The 19,944-nt window shown below is 58.8% G+C and carries 20 protein-coding genes; 10 read left to right on the top strand and 10 right to left on the bottom strand.

Translation table 11 applies throughout. The features are described from left to right. Nucleotides 1-12: 12 nt before the first annotated feature. The 9 genes from ACZ9W6_RS00660 to rpoE all read right to left on the bottom strand — a co-directional run bounded on the left by ACZ9W6_RS00660 (nt 13) and on the right by rpoE (nt 7,390). A complete protein-coding gene (locus ACZ9W6_RS00660) occupies nt 13-375 on the bottom strand; it encodes a DUF4845 domain-containing protein (protein ID WP_465189118.1) in 363 nt (120 codons plus the stop codon). A 15-nt stretch (nt 376-390) separates the two neighbouring features. After that, complete coding sequence (gene lepB / locus ACZ9W6_RS00665; protein WP_465189119.1) at nt 391-1,353, bottom strand: signal peptidase I; 963 nt, start codon at nt 1,351-1,353, stop codon at nt 391-393. Then, nucleotides 1,353-3,146, bottom strand: a complete 1,794-nt coding sequence (lepA, locus tag ACZ9W6_RS00670; protein WP_465189120.1) for a translation elongation factor 4 — start codon at nt 3,144-3,146, stop codon at nt 1,353-1,355. Before lepA ends, lepB begins: the two co-directional genes overlap by 1 nt. A gap of 63 nt (nt 3,147-3,209) precedes the next feature. After that, nucleotides 3,210-3,461, bottom strand: coding sequence for a glutaredoxin family protein (locus tag ACZ9W6_RS00675; protein ID WP_465189121.1), 252 nt, complete (start codon nt 3,459-3,461; stop codon nt 3,210-3,212). Then, nucleotides 3,461-4,882: a DegQ family serine endoprotease gene (locus ACZ9W6_RS00680; protein ID WP_465189122.1), complete on the bottom strand. Its 1,422-nt coding sequence runs from the start codon at nt 4,880-4,882 to the stop codon at nt 3,461-3,463. Before ACZ9W6_RS00680 ends, ACZ9W6_RS00675 begins: the two co-directional genes overlap by 1 nt. Beyond that, nucleotides 4,864-5,343: a SoxR reducing system RseC family protein gene (locus ACZ9W6_RS00685; protein ID WP_465189123.1), complete on the bottom strand. Its 480-nt coding sequence runs from the start codon at nt 5,341-5,343 to the stop codon at nt 4,864-4,866. Before ACZ9W6_RS00685 ends, ACZ9W6_RS00680 begins: the two co-directional genes overlap by 19 nt. A 3-nt stretch (nt 5,344-5,346) precedes the next feature. Further along, nucleotides 5,347-6,279 (bottom strand): MucB/RseB C-terminal domain-containing protein, encoded by a 933-nt coding sequence (locus tag ACZ9W6_RS00690; RefSeq protein WP_465189124.1) that lies wholly within the window; start codon nt 6,277-6,279, stop codon nt 5,347-5,349. A gap of 14 nt (nt 6,280-6,293) precedes the next feature. Then, nucleotides 6,294-6,785 carry a sigma-E factor negative regulatory protein gene (locus ACZ9W6_RS00695; protein ID WP_465189125.1) on the bottom strand — a complete coding sequence of 164 codons (492 nt, stop codon included), beginning with the start codon at nt 6,783-6,785 and terminating at the stop codon, nt 6,294-6,296. A gap of 5 nt (nt 6,786-6,790) precedes the next feature. Further along, nucleotides 6,791-7,390 carry an RNA polymerase sigma factor RpoE gene (gene rpoE / locus ACZ9W6_RS00700; protein WP_465189126.1) on the bottom strand — a complete coding sequence of 200 codons (600 nt, stop codon included), beginning with the start codon at nt 7,388-7,390 and terminating at the stop codon, nt 6,791-6,793. A gap of 254 nt (nt 7,391-7,644) precedes the next feature. Between rpoE and prpB the strand changes: the two genes are divergently transcribed. The 7 genes from prpB (at nt 7,645) to ACZ9W6_RS00735 (ending at nt 15,430) form a co-directional block, all read left to right on the top strand. Next, complete coding sequence (gene prpB / locus ACZ9W6_RS00705) at nt 7,645-8,520, top strand: methylisocitrate lyase (protein WP_465189127.1); 876 nt, start codon at nt 7,645-7,647, stop codon at nt 8,518-8,520. After that, nucleotides 8,517-8,873: a VOC family protein gene (locus ACZ9W6_RS00710; RefSeq protein ID WP_465189128.1), complete on the top strand. Its 357-nt coding sequence runs from the start codon at nt 8,517-8,519 to the stop codon at nt 8,871-8,873. The genes prpB and ACZ9W6_RS00710 overlap by 4 nt, the downstream gene beginning before the upstream one ends. A gap of 29 nt (nt 8,874-8,902) precedes the next feature. After that, nucleotides 8,903-10,048 carry a bifunctional 2-methylcitrate synthase/citrate synthase gene (prpC, locus tag ACZ9W6_RS00715; protein WP_465189129.1) on the top strand — a complete coding sequence of 382 codons (1,146 nt, stop codon included), beginning with the start codon at nt 8,903-8,905 and terminating at the stop codon, nt 10,046-10,048. 102 nt (nt 10,049-10,150) lie between these two features. Next, nucleotides 10,151-12,754, top strand: coding sequence for a Fe/S-dependent 2-methylisocitrate dehydratase AcnD (acnD, locus tag ACZ9W6_RS00720; protein WP_465189130.1), 2,604 nt, complete (start codon nt 10,151-10,153; stop codon nt 12,752-12,754). 119 nt (nt 12,755-12,873) lie between these two features. Continuing rightward, on the top strand, nt 12,874-13,332 hold the full coding sequence (locus ACZ9W6_RS00725) for a GNAT family N-acetyltransferase (protein ID WP_465189131.1): 459 nt from the start codon (nt 12,874-12,876) through the stop codon (nt 13,330-13,332). A 31-nt stretch (nt 13,333-13,363) separates the two neighbouring features. Beyond that, complete coding sequence (prpF, locus tag ACZ9W6_RS00730) at nt 13,364-14,542, top strand: 2-methylaconitate cis-trans isomerase PrpF (protein ID WP_465189459.1); 1,179 nt, start codon at nt 13,364-13,366, stop codon at nt 14,540-14,542. Between the two features lie 126 nt (nt 14,543-14,668). Then, on the top strand, nt 14,669-15,430 hold the full coding sequence (locus ACZ9W6_RS00735; protein ID WP_465189132.1) for a substrate-binding periplasmic protein: 762 nt from the start codon (nt 14,669-14,671) through the stop codon (nt 15,428-15,430). Here the strand turns inward: ACZ9W6_RS00735 and ACZ9W6_RS00740 are convergent. Next, nucleotides 15,427-15,837, bottom strand: coding sequence for a MerR family transcriptional regulator (locus ACZ9W6_RS00740; RefSeq protein ID WP_465189133.1), 411 nt, complete (start codon nt 15,835-15,837; stop codon nt 15,427-15,429). The genes ACZ9W6_RS00735 and ACZ9W6_RS00740 overlap by 4 nt on opposite strands. Before the next feature lie 185 nt (nt 15,838-16,022). Between ACZ9W6_RS00740 and ACZ9W6_RS00745 the strand changes: the two genes are divergently transcribed. From ACZ9W6_RS00745 to ACZ9W6_RS00755, 3 genes are all read left to right on the top strand, one after another. Further along, nucleotides 16,023-16,871 carry a 3-hydroxybutyryl-CoA dehydrogenase gene (locus tag ACZ9W6_RS00745; RefSeq protein WP_465189134.1) on the top strand — a complete coding sequence of 283 codons (849 nt, stop codon included), beginning with the start codon at nt 16,023-16,025 and terminating at the stop codon, nt 16,869-16,871. 302 nt (nt 16,872-17,173) lie between these two features. After that, on the top strand, nt 17,174-19,153 hold the full coding sequence (locus ACZ9W6_RS00750) for an AMP-dependent synthetase/ligase (protein WP_465189135.1): 1,980 nt from the start codon (nt 17,174-17,176) through the stop codon (nt 19,151-19,153). Beyond that, on the top strand, nt 19,150-19,938 hold the full coding sequence (locus ACZ9W6_RS00755; RefSeq protein WP_465189136.1) for an ABC transporter ATP-binding protein: 789 nt from the start codon (nt 19,150-19,152) through the stop codon (nt 19,936-19,938). Before ACZ9W6_RS00750 ends, ACZ9W6_RS00755 begins: the two co-directional genes overlap by 4 nt. Nucleotides 19,939-19,944: the final 6 nt, after the last annotated feature.

Genomic DNA, 19,944 nt, shown 5'->3' on the forward strand with positions numbered 1-19,944 from the left:
CTTGAAACCAGACTAAGGCTTCAGAACGGGCTCACCCGCCTGATGCTCGAAAGAAAAAACCAGACCGATATTGGCAATCAGCGGCACTTCACGACGATAGCGCACGCCGACACCAATACGGGTGGAGGTAGAGACAATCAGCAAATCGGCCGGACGTACCGAGGTAATGTCCTGCACCACCATATTGCGCGCAAAGTCCTTGCGCAGTTCGGTGTCGGAAGTCCCTTGCTTGGCTGCCATTTCATCGATGGATTTTTTGATGGCGTAGTATTCGGAATACACCGGCACCACCTTGAAAAAGGTCAATACCACGGCAGCCATCACTATCCCCATGGCCATCACTACAAGCAGGGAAAACCCGCGTTGCTGTCTCATCCCATCCCCCTTTGTTTATTTGATGCTGGTACCTATGCGCGACATGTCATTCACGTTAAGCCACACCAGGAAAGCCTTGCCCACCAGCTGCCGGTCTTCGACAAAACCCCAGTAACGGCTGTCTTCGCTGTTATCGCGGTTATCTCCCATCATGAAGTAGCGGCCTGTCGGCACCTTGCAGCTGAAGCCGGTTTCACTGTACTGGCAGTTCTCGTAACCCGGAAACTGTCTGACACCCATAGGGTTGAAATCCGGCTGGCCATCCATGACCAGGGTGTCAAAACGTCGGCCATCGATGACCTCGCCGTAACGCTGCGCCTGAATCATGCGCAGGCCCTGCTCGAGATAACTGTGCTCGCCCTCGCTGATCTTTTCGACCGGCTTGCCATTGATGCTCAGCTGCTTGTTGCTGTAGGCCACCACATCACCCGGCAATCCGACTACCCGCTTGATATAGCTGAGTGTCTCGTTTTCAGGATAGGCAAACACCACCACATCACCACGCTGCACCTCACCTACCGGCACAAAAACCTTGTTGAGCACCGGTACACGCAAACCGTAACTGAATTTGTTGACCAGGATGAAGTCACCCACGATCAGACCCGGCCGCATCGAGCTGGACGGAATCTGGAACGGCTCAACCACAAAAGCGCGCAGCAGGAATACCACAGCAATGATGGGGAAGAAGCCACGCGGGAAGTCGATGTAATGCGGCACAACGACGCCCTGCGGACGCTTCTTCGCCAGCACGAACCTGTCCGTCACCCAGACCGCACCGGTTGCCAGCACCACCAGCAACATGACAGCGGTAAAGGTCATGTAATTGGATAGCAAGCCGAATGCAGCACCCAGCACAGCCAGATAACCCCACTCGACCGTAGAGCCATGCGTGCCATCGTCACGCTTGCCACCGGTGGCAATCAGCACTGCACCGACCGCCAGCAATACCACCCATATCCAGAACAGGTTCGCCCCCATTACTTATCCCCAACTTGCAAAATGGCCAGGAAGGCTTCTTGCGGAATCTCCACATTACCAACTTGCTTCATCCGCTTCTTGCCCGCTTTCTGCTTCTCGAGCAGTTTCTTCTTACGGGTGATATCGCCACCATAACACTTGGCCAGTACGTTCTTGCGCAGGGCCTTGACTGTCTCTCGTGCAATGATGTGACCACCGATCGCAGCCTGTACCGCGATGTCGAACATCTGGCGAGGAATCAGCTCACGCATTTTCGACACCAGCTCGCGACCACGGTACACGCTGGTTGCACGGTGCACGATCAGGCTCAACGCATCAACCTTTTCACTGTTAACGAGTACGTCGAGCTTGACGAGATCGGACACCTGGAACTCCTTGAACTCGTAGTCCAGCGAGGCATAGCCACGACTGGTCGACTTCAGCTTGTCAAAGAAGTCCATTACTACTTCGTTCATTGGCAGATCGTAAGTCAGCATCACCTGACGGCCCATGTACTGCATATTGCGCTGCACACCACGCTTGTTGTTGCACAAGGTCATCACCGAGCCGACATAATCCTGCGGCACCAGAATGGTGGCAGTAATGATAGGCTCGCGCAGCTCTTCGTACTTGCCGGCTTCTGGCATACGCGACGGGTTGGAAACCACTTCCACCGTGCCGTCTTTCATCACGATTTCGTAGTTTACCGTTGGCGCGGTGGTAATCAGGTCCATGTCGAACTCACGCTCGAGACGTTCCTGAATGATTTCGAGGTGCAACAGACCGAGGAAACCGCAACGGAAGCCGAAGCCCAGCGCCTGCGACACTTCCGGCTCGAATTTCAGCGAAGCATCGTTCAGCTGCAGTTTTTCCAGCGCATCACGAAGCGCTTCGTAGTCATGGCTTTCCACCGGATACAAACCGGCAAAAACCTGGGACTGCACTTCCTTGAAGCCTGGCAAAGGTTCGTCAGCAGGCTTGGCGGCCAAGGTAATGGTGTCACCAACCTTGGCAGACTTCAGCTCCTTAATGCCGGCAATCACAAAGCCCACTTCACCCGCGTTCAGGCTCGGGCGCTGTACCGACTTGGGCGTAAACACACCAACCTGTTCGCACAGATGCTCGGCCTGGGTTGCCATGAACTTGATCTTGTCCTTGGGCTTGAGCTGGCCATCAATCACGCGTACCAGCATCACCACGCCGACATAGTTATCAAACCACGAGTCAACAATCAGTGCCTTCAGCGGCGCGTCAGGATTGCCTTCCGGCGGTGGAATCTTGCTGACGACAGTCTCGAGAATATCCTCGATACCGATACCGGACTTGGCCGAAGCACGCACTGCATCAACGGCCTCGATGCCGATGATGTCTTCGATTTCCTGGCTGACACGCTCGGGATCTGCCGCCGGCAGGTCGATCTTGTTCAGTACCGGCACCACTTCCACGCCCAGCTCGATGGCGGTGTAGCAGTTGGCCACGGTCTGCGCCTCAACGCCTTGGGAGGCATCAACTACCAGCAAAGCGCCTTCGCAGGCAGACAGCGAGCGCGATACTTCGTAGGAGAAGTCCACGTGCCCAGGGGTGTCGATCAGATTCAGGTTATAGACCTGACCATCACGTGCCTTGTAGGTCAGCGCCGCAGTCTGCGCCTTGATGGTAATGCCACGCTCCTTTTCGATATCCATGGAGTCCAGCACCTGCGCGCTCATTTCGCGCATTTCCAGACCGCCGCAATACTGGATAAAGCGGTCGGCCAAGGTGGACTTGCCATGATCGATATGGGCAATAATCGAGAAATTACGAATATGTTTCATCGGTATCCAGCAAAAATTAAGGGCACGCAACGTGCCCTTTTGAAACTAACACTGGCGCGGATTTTAGCGGATTTCGCCATCCCGTGCAGCCAGAGTTGTACGCAAAGCCTGCTCATCCAGATGCCAGTGACAGATTTGATGCTCGCCATGCATCAGCACCGGCACCAGCTCGTTGTATTTCTCTTCGAGCACAGGGTCGGCATCCACATCGACAATGTCGATCTCAAAGCCGAGCTCCGCTTGCAAGGCCTGCAGACTGGCCAGCATGCTGTGGCACAGGCTGCAGTACTCACGAAAATATAAAGTCAGTCGCATCACTTCTTGGCCTTCTCCGGTGTCAACGCTACAAACAGGGGTTGTCCTTGGCGCAGGATCCGCATTGCCAGCGCCTGACCCGTCGGTGTTGCGGCCAACGCTTCCTGCAACTGTCGTGCATTGCTCAGCTCTCGCCCTGCCACGCCGACAATCACATCCCCCTCCTGAATGCCCGCCTCATCGGCAGGCCCCTCAGCCTTCATCACCTGCAAGCCATAGGGCACACCAAGTCGCTTGGCCAGCTGCGGCGGCAACACCCGCACCAGCAAGCCGGAACGATTCATCTGCTCGCCATCCGGCTGGGCGTTACCCTGATAAGCACGCTCGGCAGTCTGCGGATCTTCCTCAGGCAACAAGGCAGTCACCACAGTCAGCTTGATAGCCTTGCGGTCACGCCAGACATCGAGCGCCACACGCGAATCCGGGCGAATACCACCTATAAGCCTTGGCAAATCACTCGCCTGCTGCACAGCAGTACCATTCACCGCAAGTACCACATCACCCGCCTGCAGACCAGCCTTGCCGCCTGGGCCATCTTTCTCGACCGTGGTAATCAGCGCGCCACGCGGCTCGTTCAAACCAAACGATTGCGCAAGATTACGCGACAACTCCTGAATGCCTACGCCGATGCGACTGCGACTGACCTTGCCATCCTTTTTCAGCTGGGCTGCTACATCCAGCGCCACATCAATCGGAATGGCAAAGGAGATCCCCATAAAGCCACCGGAACGGCTGTAAATCTGCGAGTTGATGCCAACCACCTCGCCACTCAGATTGAACAGCGGGCCACCGGAGTTACCCGGATTGATGGCAGCATCAGTCTGAATGAACGGCACATAAGCTTCATCCGGCAACTGGCGCCCCTTGGCCGACACAATGCCGGAAGTCACCGTGCTCTCGAAACCGAATGGCGAACCAATCGCCAGCACCCACTCGCCGACTTTCAGATCACCCACCTTGCCGGTTCGCACTGCGGGCAGGTTGGCCGCATCGATCTTCAGCACCGCCACATCGGTACGCGCATCCGAGCCAACCAGCTTGGCCTTGAATTCACGTTTGTCACCCAGGGTCACGATGATTTCATCCGCCTTGGCAATCACATGTGCATTGGTCAGGATGTAGCCATCCTGCGAAACAATAAACCCGGAGCCAATCCCGCCCGTCTTGTGCTCACGCAGCTGCGGCGGGGCAAAACGGCGGAAAAACTCGGCAAACGGATCGCTCTCCATCCCCTGTGGCAACTCTCTCACCACCTCGCGTACAGTACCAACCGTGCGGATATTGACTACCGATCGCCCCTGCTGCTCGGCCAGTTGAGTAAAGTCCGGCAAAGATGTCACCGCGGCAGCCATCGATACGGCGGGCACGCCCGACAAGCCAGCCAGAACAGCGGTGCATAGAATCAGTTTCTTGAATGACATTTTCGACTACGCTCCATTTGAACGAGGGAAGTGTCAGCCTTGCGCACGATGCGCGGCACGAAAAAATGGTTGGCCGCAAAACGCGAGGCATGCTTTTTGACCCAAAACAAGGTCAGGGCAAAGGCAAGAAAAGCCAAGAGCACCGAGACAAATTCTCCGCCCAATGCCCCGCCCAGCAAGGCGCCTGCAATCAGCGAAAACATGGGCAAAACATACAGCAGCATCGAGGAAACCAGCACTGCCCGCTCGGGCACGGCAACAATCACCTTGTCGCCAATCGCCACTGGCAACAGGCTCTCCACTGCGAATTCGGGATATCGTCTGGCAAACAGGCGCACCAGAGAAACAGAACGGCAACTGCCATCAGGGTGACAGTTGCCGCACGGGGAGTGTGGCTGAGGACTGACCAGAATTCGTCCGGCAGCCACACCGGTAACGACTGCCTGGGTTTCAAGCGACATGTCTTACTTCTTGCTGATGCGAATACCCGCAATGGTAGTCTCAAGTCCCTGTTTTGGCATATCCCCCACCAGCGTCACAATGTGATCTCCTAGTTGACGCGAAACCACGCCGACGCCTGCCGGCCCCTCCATTACAGGGCGGTTATCCGCCTTGCCTGGCTCGACAAACAAAGAAAGCTTGGTCAAGCCATCTGAGTAGATGTAGTGAACCGCGAGGTGCTCGTGCCCTGGAATCTGCCTTTCGCTATAGCGCAACAAGCGAAAACCCGAAGGCAGGCCAGTAACGACTTCCGGGCCACTCTTTTCAGCGCGCACCATGACAGCCGCACCCAAGGGCAAGCTGTTCCGGTACTCGGGTCGCAACAACTTCTTGTCTTTGAGATTACCGAAATTGACCTCGGTAAAGGCAAACTGCTCAACCACCCTGCCACGAGCGTCATGCGTGACACTCTTCAGTGGCAGCGATGTTTTCAGATCAACGCAAATCTTCAGACCATAGCGCAAGGCAGATGCCTTGGCACTCAGCTGCAGCCAGCGGCAATCACGCCCAGCCACCCGATCCGCACCACCAACAGTCGGTGTGTACGCTTGCTCCAGATCAGCAATCTTGCCTGGCAAAATCGCCGGAAAGAGCTTGGTCGCACCCAATCTGGCTGCGGCCAAGGCCTTGGCATCAGGTGCGTAGGCCACCAGCTCGTTGTCTTTACGAATCAACTCACGCGGAATACCGTCCAGCGAGATGCGACGCTCGGTCAACTTGCCTGACTCCACCACCCGATACAGGCGGAAGGTTTCCATATCATCATCAGCAAAATGGGTGAATGTGCCACTGACCGACTCATTCTTTCCTGCCGTTGCAGCTTTCTGCAGCAACTCCCAAGCCATTAGCTGACTTGCCGAAACTTGCGTAGCCGACGCGCACAGCACGCCTACCATCACCAACCTGCTCATCAATGGGCTACTCCCTGAGCAGACTCAAGACCGACCTTCACCACACCATCCCCCAGCATCAACTCGTGATGCGCTCTGAGATAGGTATCGCGCTCTTCCTTGCTGAACATGACAACTTTCGCACCAGCACCCTGCTCAACCATCGCGACTGGCACGGCAACATGCTCAGCTGGCGGAGTCTGCCAGAACACCCAGCCCATTACCGCAGCCATCGCTACAGATGCGGCAACAGCATAACGCGCCCGATTGGCACTAACCGGCCGCGCAACAGCCCTTGGAGCCAGCATGACAGGCTCGGCCTGCAAACGCGCCGAGACTTTACCCCGGACATCAACAGCCATCACCGACGACCCACGCAGCAGATCACCAATCATCTGGTACTCATCCCAGCGCTCAGCCAACTCAGGATCACTCCCGATTTCCTGCAGACAAGCCTGGACCTGTTGATCATCCAGCTCGCCATCCACCATGGCAGACAAATTTTCTTTCATGATGCTCACCATCTTTTGTTTTTTGCCGTATCAAGCAGAGGACGCAACTCTGCCGCAATTGCTTCTCTTGCCCGAAAGATTCTCGAACGCACGGTTCCTATCGGGCAACTCATGACTTCTGCAATCTCGTCATAACTAAGACCCTCCATTTCTCGCAAGGTAATCGCCGTTTTCAACTCTTCCGGCAAACGCTCAACTGCAGCATTGACTGCAGCAAGGATCTGCTGATTCATCAGCTCGGCCTCTGGCGTATGGTAATCAGGCACCTGGGATGAAAGATCAAGGCTATCGCCCTCGTCGTCTTCAATCTCGGCACTGACAACCGGCCGGCGACCCGCTGAAGTCAGATAATTTTTGGCTGTATTGATGCCAATGCGATAGAGCCAGGTGTAAAAAGCACTCTCGCCGCGAAATGACGGCAAGGCACGATACGCTTTGACAAAGGCTTCCTGTGTCACATCCTCGATATCGGCCGAATCACGAATAAAGCGCGACAACAGGCGCGACAATCTGCGCTGATACTTGGAAACCAATAAATCAAAAGCCCGCTTATCACCTCTTTGCGCACGCTCAACCAACTGCTGATCGATATCACGATCACTCATGTCTACCGCTTTCTCCCTGATGTGCCTCATTTGTTTTACTGACCGGGATCGCCGGCCAGTCAAGGCTTTTCCATCTGACAGGCCAAATTCGCAAATAGTTCGCTGCCATACTGAAAAATACTACCCCAGTTGCACTTATATCAGACGAATCCTGCTTGTGCCGGTTTAAGTTGCAGAATACGGTTTACCTGCAAACCAAGCACTTGCTAGAATACACTTACAACAAACCCGACCAGCCGTACAGGAGCCGCCCGATGATTACCCCAGGTCAACGTTTTCGCGATGCCGTCGCCCAGGAAAAACCACTGCAAGTTGTCGGCGCAGTCAATGCTTACGCCGCACGCCTTGCCGAGCACAGCGGCTTCAAAGCGCTATATCTGTCCGGCGGCGGAGTTGCCGCCTGCTCTTGCGGCATTCCAGACCTTGGCATCACCACGCTGGAAGATGTGCTGATCGACGTGCGTCGCATCACCGACGTAACCGACCTGCCGCTGCTGGTGGATATCGACACCGGCTGGGGCGGTGCCTTCAATATTGCCCGTGCGGTGCGTCACCTCGAAAAAGCCGGCGCCGCCGCTGTACACATCGAAGATCAGGTACAGCAAAAACGCTGCGGCCACCGCCCGAACAAGGCCATCGTGTCACAAGACGAGATGGTCGACCGCATCAAGGCCGCCACCGACGCGCGCAAGAACGGCATGGTGATCATGGCTCGCACCGATGCGCTCGCCGTCGAGGGGCTTGAAGCCGCCATCGAACGCGCCGTCGCCTGCGTCGAAGCCGGTGCCGACATGATCTTCCCGGAAGCCATCACCGATCTGGCGATGTACAAGCAATTCGCCGAGGCCGTGAAAGTACCGGTGCTGGCTAATATCACCGAGTTTGGCGCCACTCCGCTGTACACCACCGAGCAACTCGGTGAAAACGGCGTCAGCCTGGTGCTGTACCCGCTGTCCGCCTTCCGCGCCATGAGCAAGGCTGCGCTTGAGGTATACGGTGCCATCCGTCAGGACGGCACCCAACAGAATGTCGTCGGCAAGATGCAGACCCGTATGGAGCTGTACGACCACCTCGGCTATCACGATTACGAACAGAAACTGGACGCCCTGTTCCGCAAGGAAGCGCAATGATTACGGGGGGTGATCACGTCAACCTGGGCATCACGCCGACACAAGAATCTGTCGCCCGCGCCTACTACTGCCAGCTTCTGGGCTTGACTGAAATCCCCAAGCTCGAGCCGCTGCGCAAAAACGGCGGCCTGTGGCTGCAGCTGCCAGGCATGCAACTGCACCTGAGCGCCAACCACGCCAACTCACCGGACAAAAAAGCCCATATCGCCCTGACCGTCAACGACTTTGACCGCCTGTGCCAACTGCTGGACGTACAAGGATTTGCCTATGAAGCAGACCACCAGCTGGAACGCCGCCGGCTGTTTACCTTTGACCCGTTTGGCAACCGCATCGAACTGATACAGCAACATTGACCCGCACGCCCTTCTGAGGAGAAACAGGCATGAGCGAAGCAATCATCGGCAAACCGAAAAAATCCGTAGCCCTGTCCGGCGTTGCCGCCGGCAATACCGCGCTGTGTACCGTTGGCCGCAGCGGCAACGACCTGCACTACCGCGGTTACGACATTCTTGATCTGGCAGCACATGCCGAATTCGAGGAAGTCGCCTACCTGCTGGTGCACGGCAAGCTGCCGAATGTCGCCGAGCTGGCTGGCTACAAAAAGAAACTCAAGTCGCTGCGCGGCCTGCCCGCCTCGGTCAAGGCCACGCTGGAAGCCCTGCCTGCTGCCGCCCACCCGATGGACGTGATGCGCAGCGGTGTCTCCGCCCTGGGCTGCACCCTGCCGGAAAAAGACGACCACAATATCGCTGGTGCGCGCGACATTGCCGACCGCCTGATGGCATCGCTCGGTTCGATGTTGCTGTACTGGTACCACTTCAGCCATAACGGCAAACGCATCGAGGTCGAAACCGACGACGACAGCATCGGCGGCCACTTCCTGCACCTCCTGCACGGCGAAAAGCCGTCCGAGCAGTGGGTGCGCGCCATGCACACCTCGCTGAACCTGTACGCCGAGCACGAATTCAACGCATCCACCTTCACCGCCCGCGTGATTGCCGGCACCGGCTCCGACATGTATAGCGCGATCACCGGTGCCATCGGCGCGCTGCGCGGTCCGAAACACGGCGGCGCCAATGAAGTCGCCTTCGAAGTGCAGAAGCGCTACGAAACACCAGACGAAGCAGAGGCCGACATCAAGGCCCGCGTCGAGCGCAAGGAAGTGGTGATCGGCTTTGGCCACCCGGTCTACACCATCTCCGACCCGCGCAACAAGGTAATCAAGGAAGTCGCGCTGGAGCTGTCCAAATCGGCCGGTGACACCAAGATGTACGATATCGCCGAGCGTCTGGAATCGGTGATGTGGGACATCAAGAAGATGTTCCCGAATCTGGACTGGTTCAGCGCCGTCAGCTATCACATGATGGGCGTGCCGACCGCGATGTTCACCCCGCTGTTCGTGATCGCCCGCACCAGCGGCTGGAGCGCACATGTGATCGAGCAGCGCATCGACGGCAAGATCATCCGCCCGAGCGCCAATTACACCGGCCCGGAAGACCAGGCCTTTGTGCCGCTGTCCCAGCGCTAAGCATGCCGCCACGCCCCTCTGGCGTGGCGTTTTGCCTGAATAACACGCCCGCCTGCGGCCAACGTTGGCCGCAAGGTGCGCATCACACCCTTGTGCCCGACCATGAATAGCCAATACCGCAAACCGCTGCCCGGCAGCAACGCCGACTATTTCGACACCCGTGCCGCGGTCGACGCCATCGCCCCCGGCGCTTACGCCACCCTGCCCTATGTCTCGCGCGTGCTGGCCGAACAGCTGGTGCGTCGCTGCGAGCCGACACTACTGACCGACGCGCTGACCCAGCTGATCGAACGCCGCCAGGATCTTGACTTCCCGTGGTATCCGGCGCGTGTGGTGTGCCACGACATCCTCGGCCAGACCGCGCTGGTCGACCTCGCCGGCCTTCGCGACGCGATTGCCGAACAAGGTGGCGACCCGTCCAAAGTCAATCCGGTAGTACCAACCCAGCTGATCGTCGACCACTCGCTAGCCGTAGAATGCGGCGGCTTCGACCCGCAAGCCTTCGAGAAAAACCGCGCCATTGAAGACCGTCGTAACGAAGACCGCTTCCACTTCATCAACTGGACGCGCACCGCCTTCAAGAACGTGGACGTAATTCCGGCCGGCAACGGCATCATGCACCAGATCAACCTCGAAAAAATGTCGCCGGTGATCCAGCTGCGTGACGGCGTGGCCTTCCCCGACACCTGTGTCGGCACTGACAGCCACACGCCGCACGTGGATGCGCTGGGCGTGATCGCCATCGGCGTCGGCGGCCTCGAAGCCGAAACCGTGATGCTGGGCCATCCGTCGATGATGCGCCTGCCCGACATCGTCGGCGTGGAGCTGACCGGCAAACGCCCAAGCGGCATCACCGCCACCGACATCGTGCTGGCGCTGACCGAATTCCTGCGCAAGGAACGCGTGGTGGGTGCGTGGGTCGAGTTCTTCGGTGAAGGTGCCGACAGTCTGTCGATCGGCGACCGCGCCACCATCTCCAATATGTGCCCGGAGTACGGCGCTACCGCCGCCATGTTCTACATCGACGGCCAGACTATTGATTACCTGAAGCTCACCGGCCGCGAGCCGGAGCAAGTGGCGCTGGTAGAAAACTATGCGCGTCACACCGGCCTGTGGGCGGACGATCTCAAGACCGCGCAATATCCGCGCGTGCTGCGCTTTGATCTGTCTAGCGTGGTGCGTAATATGGCCGGCCCATCCAATCCGCACAAACGCCTGCCCACCTCGGCGCTGGCCGAGCGCGGCATTGCCGACACCGCCAAGTTGGCCGCAGCGCGTGAAGAAGAAGCTCGCGGCCAACTGCCGGATGGCGCGGTGATCATTGCCGCCATCACCAGCTGCACCAATACCTCCAACCCCCGCAATGTGGTGGCTGCCGGCCTGCTGGCCAAGAAAGCCAACGCTCTGGGCCTGACGCGCAAGCCGTGGGTGAAAACCTCCTTCGCACCGGGTTCGAAAGTCGCCAAGCTGTATCTGGAAGACGCCGGCCTGCTGCCGGAGCTGGAGCAGCTTGGCTTCGGCATCGTCGCCTATGCCTGCACCACCTGTAACGGCATGTCCGGCGCGCTGGATCCGGCCATCCAGCAAGAGATTATCGACCGCGACCTGTACGCCACTGCCGTGCTGTCCGGCAACCGCAACTTCGACGGCCGCATCCACCCCTACGCCAAGCAGGCCTTCCTCGCTTCGCCGCCGCTGGTGGTGGCCTACGCGCTGGCCGGCACCGTGCGCTTTGACATCGAGCAGGATGTGCTGGGCGTGGTCGATGGCAAGGAAATCCGCCTGAAAGACCTGTGGCCATCGGACGAGGAAATCGACGCCATCGTCGCCGCCAGCGTCAAGCCCGAGCAGTTCAAGCAGATCTACATCCCGATGTTTGATCTGGGTGAAGCCGAGCAGGCCGACAGCCCGCTGTACGACTGGCGACCGATGTCGACCTATATCCGCCGCCCGCCATACTGGGAAGGCGCACTGGCTGGCGAACGCACGCTGCGCGGTATGCGCCCGCTGGCACTGCTGCCAGACAACATCACCACCGATCACCTGTCGCCGTCCAACGCGATTCTGGCCAGCTCCGCCGCCGGCGAATACCTGGCCAAGATGGGCCTGCCGGAAGAGGACTTCAACAGCTACGCCACCCACCGCGGCGACCACCTCACCGCGCAGCGCGCCACTTTCGCCAACCCGCAACTGGTCAACGAAATGGCGGTGGTGGATGGCGAAGTGAAAAAAGGCTCGCTGGCCCGCGTTGAGCCGGAAGGCAAGGTGATGCGCATGTGGGAAGCCATCGAAACCTATATGGCACGCAAGCAGAACCTGATCATCATCGCCGGTGCCGACTACGGCCAAGGCAGCTCGCGTGACTGGGCAGCCAAGGGCGTGCGCCTGGCGGGTGTCGAAGCCATCGTCGCCGAAGGTTTCGAACGCATTCACCGTACCAACCTCGTCGGCATGGGCGTGCTGCCGCTGGAATTCCAGCCCGGCACCGACCGCAAGACCTTGCAGCTGGATGGCACCGAGACCTACGACGTCGCCGGTGACATCGCCCCGCGCAGCACGCTGACACTGGTGGTACGCCGCCGCGACGGCAGCTGCGTCGAAGTGCCGGTCACCTGCCGCCTCGACACCGCCGCCGAAGTGCGCGTGTATCAGGCCGGTGGCGTGCTGCAACGCTTCGCGCAGGACTTCCTCGCCGGCGCCGCCTGAGCCCTTGCGGCCAACCTTTACCGGTAAAGGTTGGCCGCATTAGCATGGCAGGCCACCACAACACAACCGCCGGCAAGCGCACGAAACCATCACATGCTGCCTGCCCGCAAAACACAAACATGATCACTATTCGCCCAGCCTGCGCCGGCGATGCAGGCGATATTGACCGCCTCTACCGACAACTGACCGGCGGCACTGATGTGCAGGTCCTGCCCGAACGCATCAGCCAACTGGCTGCCGACCCGAATACGCGACTGCTGGTCGCCGAGTCTGCCGAAAAAGTCTGCGGCACCGTGCTGATCACGCTTTGCCAGGATGTGATGTATGGCAAACAACCCTTTGCCGTACTCGAAAATCTGGTCGTTTGCGAAACACAACGTGACCAGGGCGTCGGCCAGCAATTATTAGCAGCAGGAGAAGCGCTTTGCCTCGCCGCCGATTGCTCGAAAATGATGCTGCTCAGCAGTAGTCAGCGCCATGATGCCCATCGCTTTTTTGAGCGCAGCGGCTTCAAGGGCGACAGCAAACGTGGCTTTGTCAGATATCGCAGCCAGTTTGGCCAAGCCGGCCAGACGTAATGGATTGTTACAAGGATTAACCATGACTCACTTGCCACAAATCCGCATTCCCGCCACCTATATCCGTGGCGGCACCAGCAAGGGCGTGTTTTTCCGCCTGCAAGACCTGCCGGAAAGCTGCCAGCAACCCGGTGCGGCACGCGATGCGCTGTTTTTGCGCGTCATCGGCAGCCCTGATCCATACACCACCCACATCGACGGCATGGGCGGTGCAACCTCCAGCACCAGCAAGTGCGTGATCCTGAGCAAATCCAGCGTAGTCGGCCACGATGTCGATTACCTGTATGGCCAGGTCGCCATCGACAAGCCCTTCGTCGACTGGAGCGGCAACTGCGGCAACCTCTCTACCGCCGCCGGTGCCTTTTCCATTCACGCCGGTCTTGTTGACGCCGAGCGGGTGCCGGATAACGGTGTCTGCACCGTGCGCATCTGGCAGGCCAATATCGGCAAAACCATCATCGCCCATGTACCCGTGACCAATGGCCAGGTACAGGAAACCGGCGATTTCGAACTCGACGGCGTAACCTTCCCCGCCGCCGAGATTGTGCTGGAGTTTCTTGATCCGTCCGATGACGGCGACGCGGGCAGTATGTTTCCGACCGGCAACCTGGTGGACGAGCTGGATGTACCTGGCATCGGCACGCTGCAAGCCACCATGATCAGCGCCGGCATCCCCACCGTGTTCGTCAACGCCGCCGACATCGGCTACAGCGGTACCGAACTGCGCGAACAGATCAACAGCGATGCCGAGGCACTGAAGCGTTTCGAGGCCATTCGCGTGGCTGGTGCGCTGCGCATGGGCCTGATCAGGACAGCGGAAGAAGCCGCCACCCGCCAGCACACACCGAAGATCGCCTTTGTCGCCCCGTCGCACGATTACACCGCCTCCAGCGGCAAGACCATCCAGAGTAGCGAGATTGACCTGTTGGTGCGCGCACTATCGATGGGCAAGCTCCATCACGCCATGATGGGGACCTGCGCCGTGGCCATCGGCACCGCCGCCGCCATTCCGGGCACGCTGGTGAATATCGCTGCCGGCGGCGGCCAACGTGAGGCGGTGCGGTTTGGCCATCCATCCGGCACGCTGCGCGTGGGTGCCGAGGCTGTACAGGAAAACGGCCAGTGGAAAGTCACCAAGGCCATCATGAGCCGCAGTGCGCGGATTCTGATGGAAGGCTGGGTACGCGTGCCGGGCACAAACATCGCCTGAAGCAGCAAGGCCGGGGCTTGCCCCGGCCTTGCTTTCTTCACAGTAAACAACAGCTGACCACACGCAAAACATCATCACGATCCAGCTGCTAAAATCAGCCTGTAAGTCTCTGCTGATGATTTCGACATGCATACCCTCTCCCCGCTACTCTCCAGCCTGTTGCTACTGTCAGCCACCGCCGTGAGCGCGAACGTCATGACTCTGCGCACCGCGGCGCAAAGCGAATCCGAACCCAAATTCATCGTTGACAAACATGGCAAGATGCGCGGCATTTGCGTGGATATCTTCCAGGCGGTCGAACGCAATGATCCTGGCCTGAAAGTTAGCGGCTATCAGCAGCTACTCCCCCTTGCCCGCATCGAGAATCACGTCAGAACCGGCTTGCTGGATATGTACTGCGGACTGGGTATTTCGGCGGCGCGCAAGCAGCAGTTCATCTTTGCACAGCCACCGATTTACCAGGTCAGCTATCACCTGGCGACAGTTAGCGGCGACACGCTGGAGATTCAGAACTGGGATGATGTGCGCCGACTGGGCAAACAAGGTGCCATTCTGGTCAACCGCAATAGTGGCGCGGCGCAACGCCTGAAAGATATGGGCGGGCTGATCGTCGATGACTCTGCCAGCAGCAGCCTGCAAAACTATCGCAAACTGCTGGCTGGCCGCGCCCGTTTTTACTACTACCGCTCGCCGGGCTTCACGCTGGATCTGCGCAAGCACGGCCTGAGCAACAAGGTGCGCATCCTGCCAACGGTGATGGAAAGCACCCCGTTTTACATCCTGTTTGGCCAGCACTGTGACGAGCAGCGCTTGCAACGCTTCGAGTCCGCCCTGCAAAAACTGCGCAAAAGCGGCGAACTCGACAAGATCATCCAGCGCTACAGTTAAGCTGGCTCGTCGCCTGCAGCAGGGCGACGCACCGCCCATTGCTCGCACTGCTGGCGCAGTTGGCCGACCTCACGCAACACCAGCTGCAAATCGCCCATTTGTTGCTGCAGCTGCTGCTCGCGACGGCTAAGAATGTCGACAAACTTGGCCAGCTGTGGCGTATCGTCGTTGGCCGCATCATAAAGCTCGAACAGCTCGCGGATTTCCTGCAGCGACAGGCCGATACGCTTGCCACGCAAGGTCAGCATCAGCCGCACGCGATCCCGGCGTGAATAAATACGGCGCTGCCCCTGGCGCTGTGGCGACAGCAAGCCTTCCGACTCGTAAAAACGTATGGCGCGCGTGGTGACGTCAAACTCTTGCGCCAACTCGGAAATGCTGAAAGTACGATCAGCCGGAAAACTCACAAAACCCCCTTGTTCTTCAATCTTTGCCTGCCGGATGCTGCAGCGCACGAATTGTAATACGACTGTCAACTTCCCGAAACGTCAGGCGGCATGGTACGCAAACAATACCAAATGCATCCCCATGCTCTTTCGCTCATCTTTACGTTAACGTAAACTAGAATTGCCATTTAATAAAGGGAGTTCGCATGTCCATCCAGAAAATCGCCGTGATCGGTGCCGGCACCATGGGCAATGGCATTGCCCAGGTCTTTGCCCAGTGCAGCTTTGATGTGTTGATGGTCGATCGTGACGAGGCGGCGCTGCAGCGCGGGCTGCAAACCATCCAGAGCAGCCTTGCCCGCCTGATCAAGAAAGGCAGTCAGACCGAACAGGGCGCGGCTGAAGTATTGGCCCGCATCCGCACCAGCACCACACTCGCCGACTGCGCCGACCGCGAGCTGGTGGTCGAGGCTGCCACCGAAAACGCCAGCATCAAGCAGCAAATCTTCAAACAACTGGACGAAGTCGTTGCGGCCAACGTCATTCTTGCCAGCAACACCTCGTCGATCTCGCTGACCACCATTGCCGCCTGGGTCAGCCAGCCCGAGCGCGTCATCGGCATGCATTTCATGAATCCGGTACCGGTCATGCAGCTGGTCGAGATCATCCGCGCCCTGCAAACCGACGACGCCACCCACGCCCTCGTACACGAACTCAGCCTCAAGCTTGGCAAGACACCGGTTACCGTCAAGGATGGCGCCGGCTTTGTCTCCAACCGCGTGCTGATGCCGATGATCAACGAGGCCGCCTTCGTGCTGTACGAAAACCTCGCCAACGCCGACGACATCGACACCGTGATGAAGCTCGGCATGAACCACCCCATCGGCCCACTGGCACTGGCCGACCTGATCGGGCTCGACACCTGCCTGTCCATCATGGACATCCTGCACCGCGAATTCCGCGACTCCAAGTACCGCGCCTGCCCGCTACTGGTGCAACTGGTAGCAGCCGGACACCTTGGCCGCAAGAGCGGAAAAGGTTTTTACCAGTATTAAATCAAAGACTTGCGTTACAGCCTCTCGCGGGCTGTAACTTGCAAACAACAACCACCACACCCAACACAACCGTTAACGAAAAAACCGATTGCATGGAACTGAGCGCTTGCTTTAATTTATGCACAACAGGTTGACGTTAACGTCAACGACAAGATCACAAGTCTTGCATCACCCAGGCCACAAGCCTTCAAACTGCCGTACACACTCGCTGTACCCGCAACACCCATGCCGCAAGACCCCGTCCGAGGGTCATGGCCTCTGGCAGCCTGCTGCCCGCAAAAAAGACAAAGGAGACAATGGAGATGGCCAAGCCTGAAGCCGTCCTGCCTGCCAGCCGCGCGCTGACACCGGACACCTTCCCCAAGCTGCTGTTCTCGCACGCCGAGCAACGCGGCAACCGCCCGGCCATGCGCGAGAAAGATCTCGGCATCTGGCAAACCTGGAGCTGGCTGGAAGTCTCGGCCGAAGTGCGGGCACTGGCGCTGGGCCTAGCCTGCCAGGGCTTCAAACGCGGCGATCGCCTCGCCGTGATTGGCGACAACCGCCCTCGCCTCTATATGGCCATCATGGCTGCGCAGTGCATGGGCGGCATTCCGGTGCCGCTATACCAGGACGCCGCCGCCGATGAAATGGCCTTTGTCCTGGCCGATGCCGAAGTCAGCTTTGCCGTGGTGGAAGATCAGGAACAGGTCGACAAGCTGCTGGAGATTCGCGATCGCCTGCCAACCCTGCGAGGCATCGTTTACGACGATGCGCGCGGCCTGCGCCATTACCAGCATGAAGGCCTGTTCGACATTGCCGAAATTCTCGGCGCCGGCCGCGTGCATCACGACGAGCACCCGCTGTTTTTCCAGAGCATGATAGATCTTGGCCGCGGCAGCGACCCGGCCATCATGCTCTACACCAGCGGCACCACCGGCACCCCGAAGGGCGTGCTGCACACCTACGACAGCATGATCATCACCGCCCGCAATGCGGCCAAGCTTGAAGGCCTGACCGAGCGCGAAGAAGTGCTGGCCTATCTGCCGATGGCCTGGGTTGGTGACAATCTGTTCTCCTACGCCCAGTCGCTGGTCACCGGCTTTTGCGTGTCCTGCCCCGAGTCCAGCGACACGGTGATGACCGATATGCGCGAGATCGGCCCGACTTATTACTTTGCGCCACCACGTGTCTACGAAAACCTGCTGACGCAAGTGATGATCCGCATGGAAGACGCCGGTCGCTTCAAATACTGGCTGTTCCACTACTTCATGAATCACGCGCGCCGCGTCGGCACCGACATTCTCGAAGGCAAGGCCGTCGGCTTCTGGGATCGCCTCGGTTACAAGCTTGGCGAATATCTGGTGTACGGGCCGGTCAAGAATGTACTGGGTTTCACCCGCCTGAAGCTGGCCTACACCGCCGGCGAAGCCATCGGCCCCGAGCTGTTCGACTTCTACCGCGCCATCGGCGTCAACATCAAACAGCTGTACGGCCAGACCGAGGCCTATGTGATGGTGTGCGTGCACCCGAACGGCAAGGTCAAGCCCGACACCGTTGGCATCCCGGCACCCGATGTCGAGGTGCGCATTGCCGACAATGGCGAGGTGATGTTCCGCGGCCCCGGCACATTCCACAGCTACTGGAAACGTGACGACGCCACCGCCGAAACCCGCAATAGCGAAGGCTGGGTACACACCGGCGATGCCGGCTTCTTTGATGATGATGGCCACCTGAAAATCATCGACCGCGCCAAGGACGTTGGCCGCATCAATGATGGCAGCCTTTTTGCACCCAAGTATCTGGAAAACAAGCTGAAATTCTTCCAGCAAATCAAGGAAGTCGTTGCCTTTGGCGACGGTCAGGACTATGCCACCGCCTTCATCAATATCGACCTGATCGCCGTCGGCAACTGGGCAGAAAAACGCGGCCTGCCCTACACCGGCTATACCGACCTCGCCGGCCAGGAACCGGTATACGAGCTGATCCGCGAGTGCATCGAACAGATGAATGCCGATCTTGCCAGCGACCCGCGCCTGTCCGGCAGCCAGATCAAGCGCTTCCTGATCCTGCACAAGGAGCTGGATGCCGACGATGGCGAGCTGACCCGCACCCGCAAGGTACGTCGCAAATTCATCGCCGAGCGTTACGCGCCGTTGATTAGCGCGCTGTACGACGGCAGCGACAGCTGCAGCATCGACGCCCAGGTGAAGTTCGAAGACGGCCGCACCGGCAATATTCGCGCCACGCTGAAAATCTGCGACGCCCGCACCTTTCCCGCCCAGATCAAGGAGGCCGCATGAACCCGCATCGCAAAATTGGTGATGTCATCCTGCAGGCAGAGGCCATCTCGCTGTCTTTTGGGGGCGTGAAAGCGCTGACCAATATCAGCCTTGATGTACGCGAGCACGAGATCCTGTCCATCATCGGCCCCAACGGCGCCGGCAAAAGCTCGATGCTGAACGTGATCAACGGCGTCTATCACCCGCAGCAAGGCCATGTGGTTTATCGCGGCGAAGCTCGCAAACGCATGCGGCCGCACGAGGCAGCGCGCCAGGGCATTGCCCGCACTTTTCAGAACATCGCGCTGTTCAAGGGTATGAGCGTGCTGGACAACATCATGACCGGCCGCAACCTCAAGATGCGCGCCAATTTCATCCAGCAAGCCCTCTACTGGGGGCGCGCCCAGCGCGAAGAGCTGGCCCATCGCGCCGTGGTCGAGAAGATCATCGACTTTCTCGAGATCCAGCACATCCGCAAGACACCGGTTGGCCGCCTGCCTTACGGCCTGCAAAAACGGGTCGAGCTGGCGCGCGCACTGGCCGCCGAGCCCAGCCTGCTGCTGCTGGACGAGCCGATGGCCGGCATGAACGTCGAGGAAAAGCAGGATATGTGCCGCTTCATCCTCGATGTGAATGACGAGTTCGGCACCACCATCGTGCTGATCGAACACGATATGGGTGTGGTGATGGATATCTCCGACCGCATCGTGGTGCTCGATTACGGCAAGAAGATTGGCGACGGCACGCCGGACGAGATTCGGGTCAACCCGGATGTGATCGCCGCCTACCTCGGCACCAGCCACTGATTTTCC

The organism is Vogesella lacus (assembly GCF_979366295.1).

Coding starts and splice junctions, on each gene's coding strand:
- ACZ9W6_RS00745 (WP_465189134.1), top strand. CDS start 16,023: ATGTCCATCCAGAAAATCGCCGTGATCGGTGCCGGCACCATGGGCAAT.
- rpoE (WP_465189126.1), bottom strand. CDS start 7,390: ATGAGTGATCGTGATATCGATCAGCAGTTGGTTGAGCGTGCGCAAAGA.
- ACZ9W6_RS00685 (WP_465189123.1), bottom strand. CDS start 5,343: ATGTCGCTTGAAACCCAGGCAGTCGTTACCGGTGTGGCTGCCGGACGA.
- prpC (WP_465189129.1), top strand. CDS start 8,903: ATGAGCGAAGCAATCATCGGCAAACCGAAAAAATCCGTAGCCCTGTCC.
- ACZ9W6_RS00755 (WP_465189136.1), top strand. CDS start 19,150: ATGAACCCGCATCGCAAAATTGGTGATGTCATCCTGCAGGCAGAGGCC.
- lepB (WP_465189119.1), bottom strand. CDS start 1,353: ATGGGGGCGAACCTGTTCTGGATATGGGTGGTATTGCTGGCGGTCGGT.
- ACZ9W6_RS00735 (WP_465189132.1), top strand. CDS start 14,669: ATGCATACCCTCTCCCCGCTACTCTCCAGCCTGTTGCTACTGTCAGCC.
- acnD (WP_465189130.1), top strand. CDS start 10,151: ATGAATAGCCAATACCGCAAACCGCTGCCCGGCAGCAACGCCGACTAT.
- ACZ9W6_RS00690 (WP_465189124.1), bottom strand. CDS start 6,279: ATGGTAGGCGTGCTGTGCGCGTCGGCTACGCAAGTTTCGGCAAGTCAG.
- lepA (WP_465189120.1), bottom strand. CDS start 3,146: ATGAAACATATTCGTAATTTCTCGATTATTGCCCATATCGATCATGGC.
- ACZ9W6_RS00750 (WP_465189135.1), top strand. CDS start 17,174: ATGGCCAAGCCTGAAGCCGTCCTGCCTGCCAGCCGCGCGCTGACACCG.
- ACZ9W6_RS00710 (WP_465189128.1), top strand. CDS start 8,517: ATGATTACGGGGGGTGATCACGTCAACCTGGGCATCACGCCGACACAA.
- ACZ9W6_RS00725 (WP_465189131.1), top strand. CDS start 12,874: ATGATCACTATTCGCCCAGCCTGCGCCGGCGATGCAGGCGATATTGAC.
- ACZ9W6_RS00660 (WP_465189118.1), bottom strand. CDS start 375: ATGAGACAGCAACGCGGGTTTTCCCTGCTTGTAGTGATGGCCATGGGG.
- ACZ9W6_RS00675 (WP_465189121.1), bottom strand. CDS start 3,461: ATGCGACTGACTTTATATTTTCGTGAGTACTGCAGCCTGTGCCACAGC.
- ACZ9W6_RS00680 (WP_465189122.1), bottom strand. CDS start 4,882: ATGTCATTCAAGAAACTGATTCTATGCACCGCTGTTCTGGCTGGCTTG.
- prpB (WP_465189127.1), top strand. CDS start 7,645: ATGATTACCCCAGGTCAACGTTTTCGCGATGCCGTCGCCCAGGAAAAA.
- ACZ9W6_RS00695 (WP_465189125.1), bottom strand. CDS start 6,785: ATGAAAGAAAATTTGTCTGCCATGGTGGATGGCGAGCTGGATGATCAA.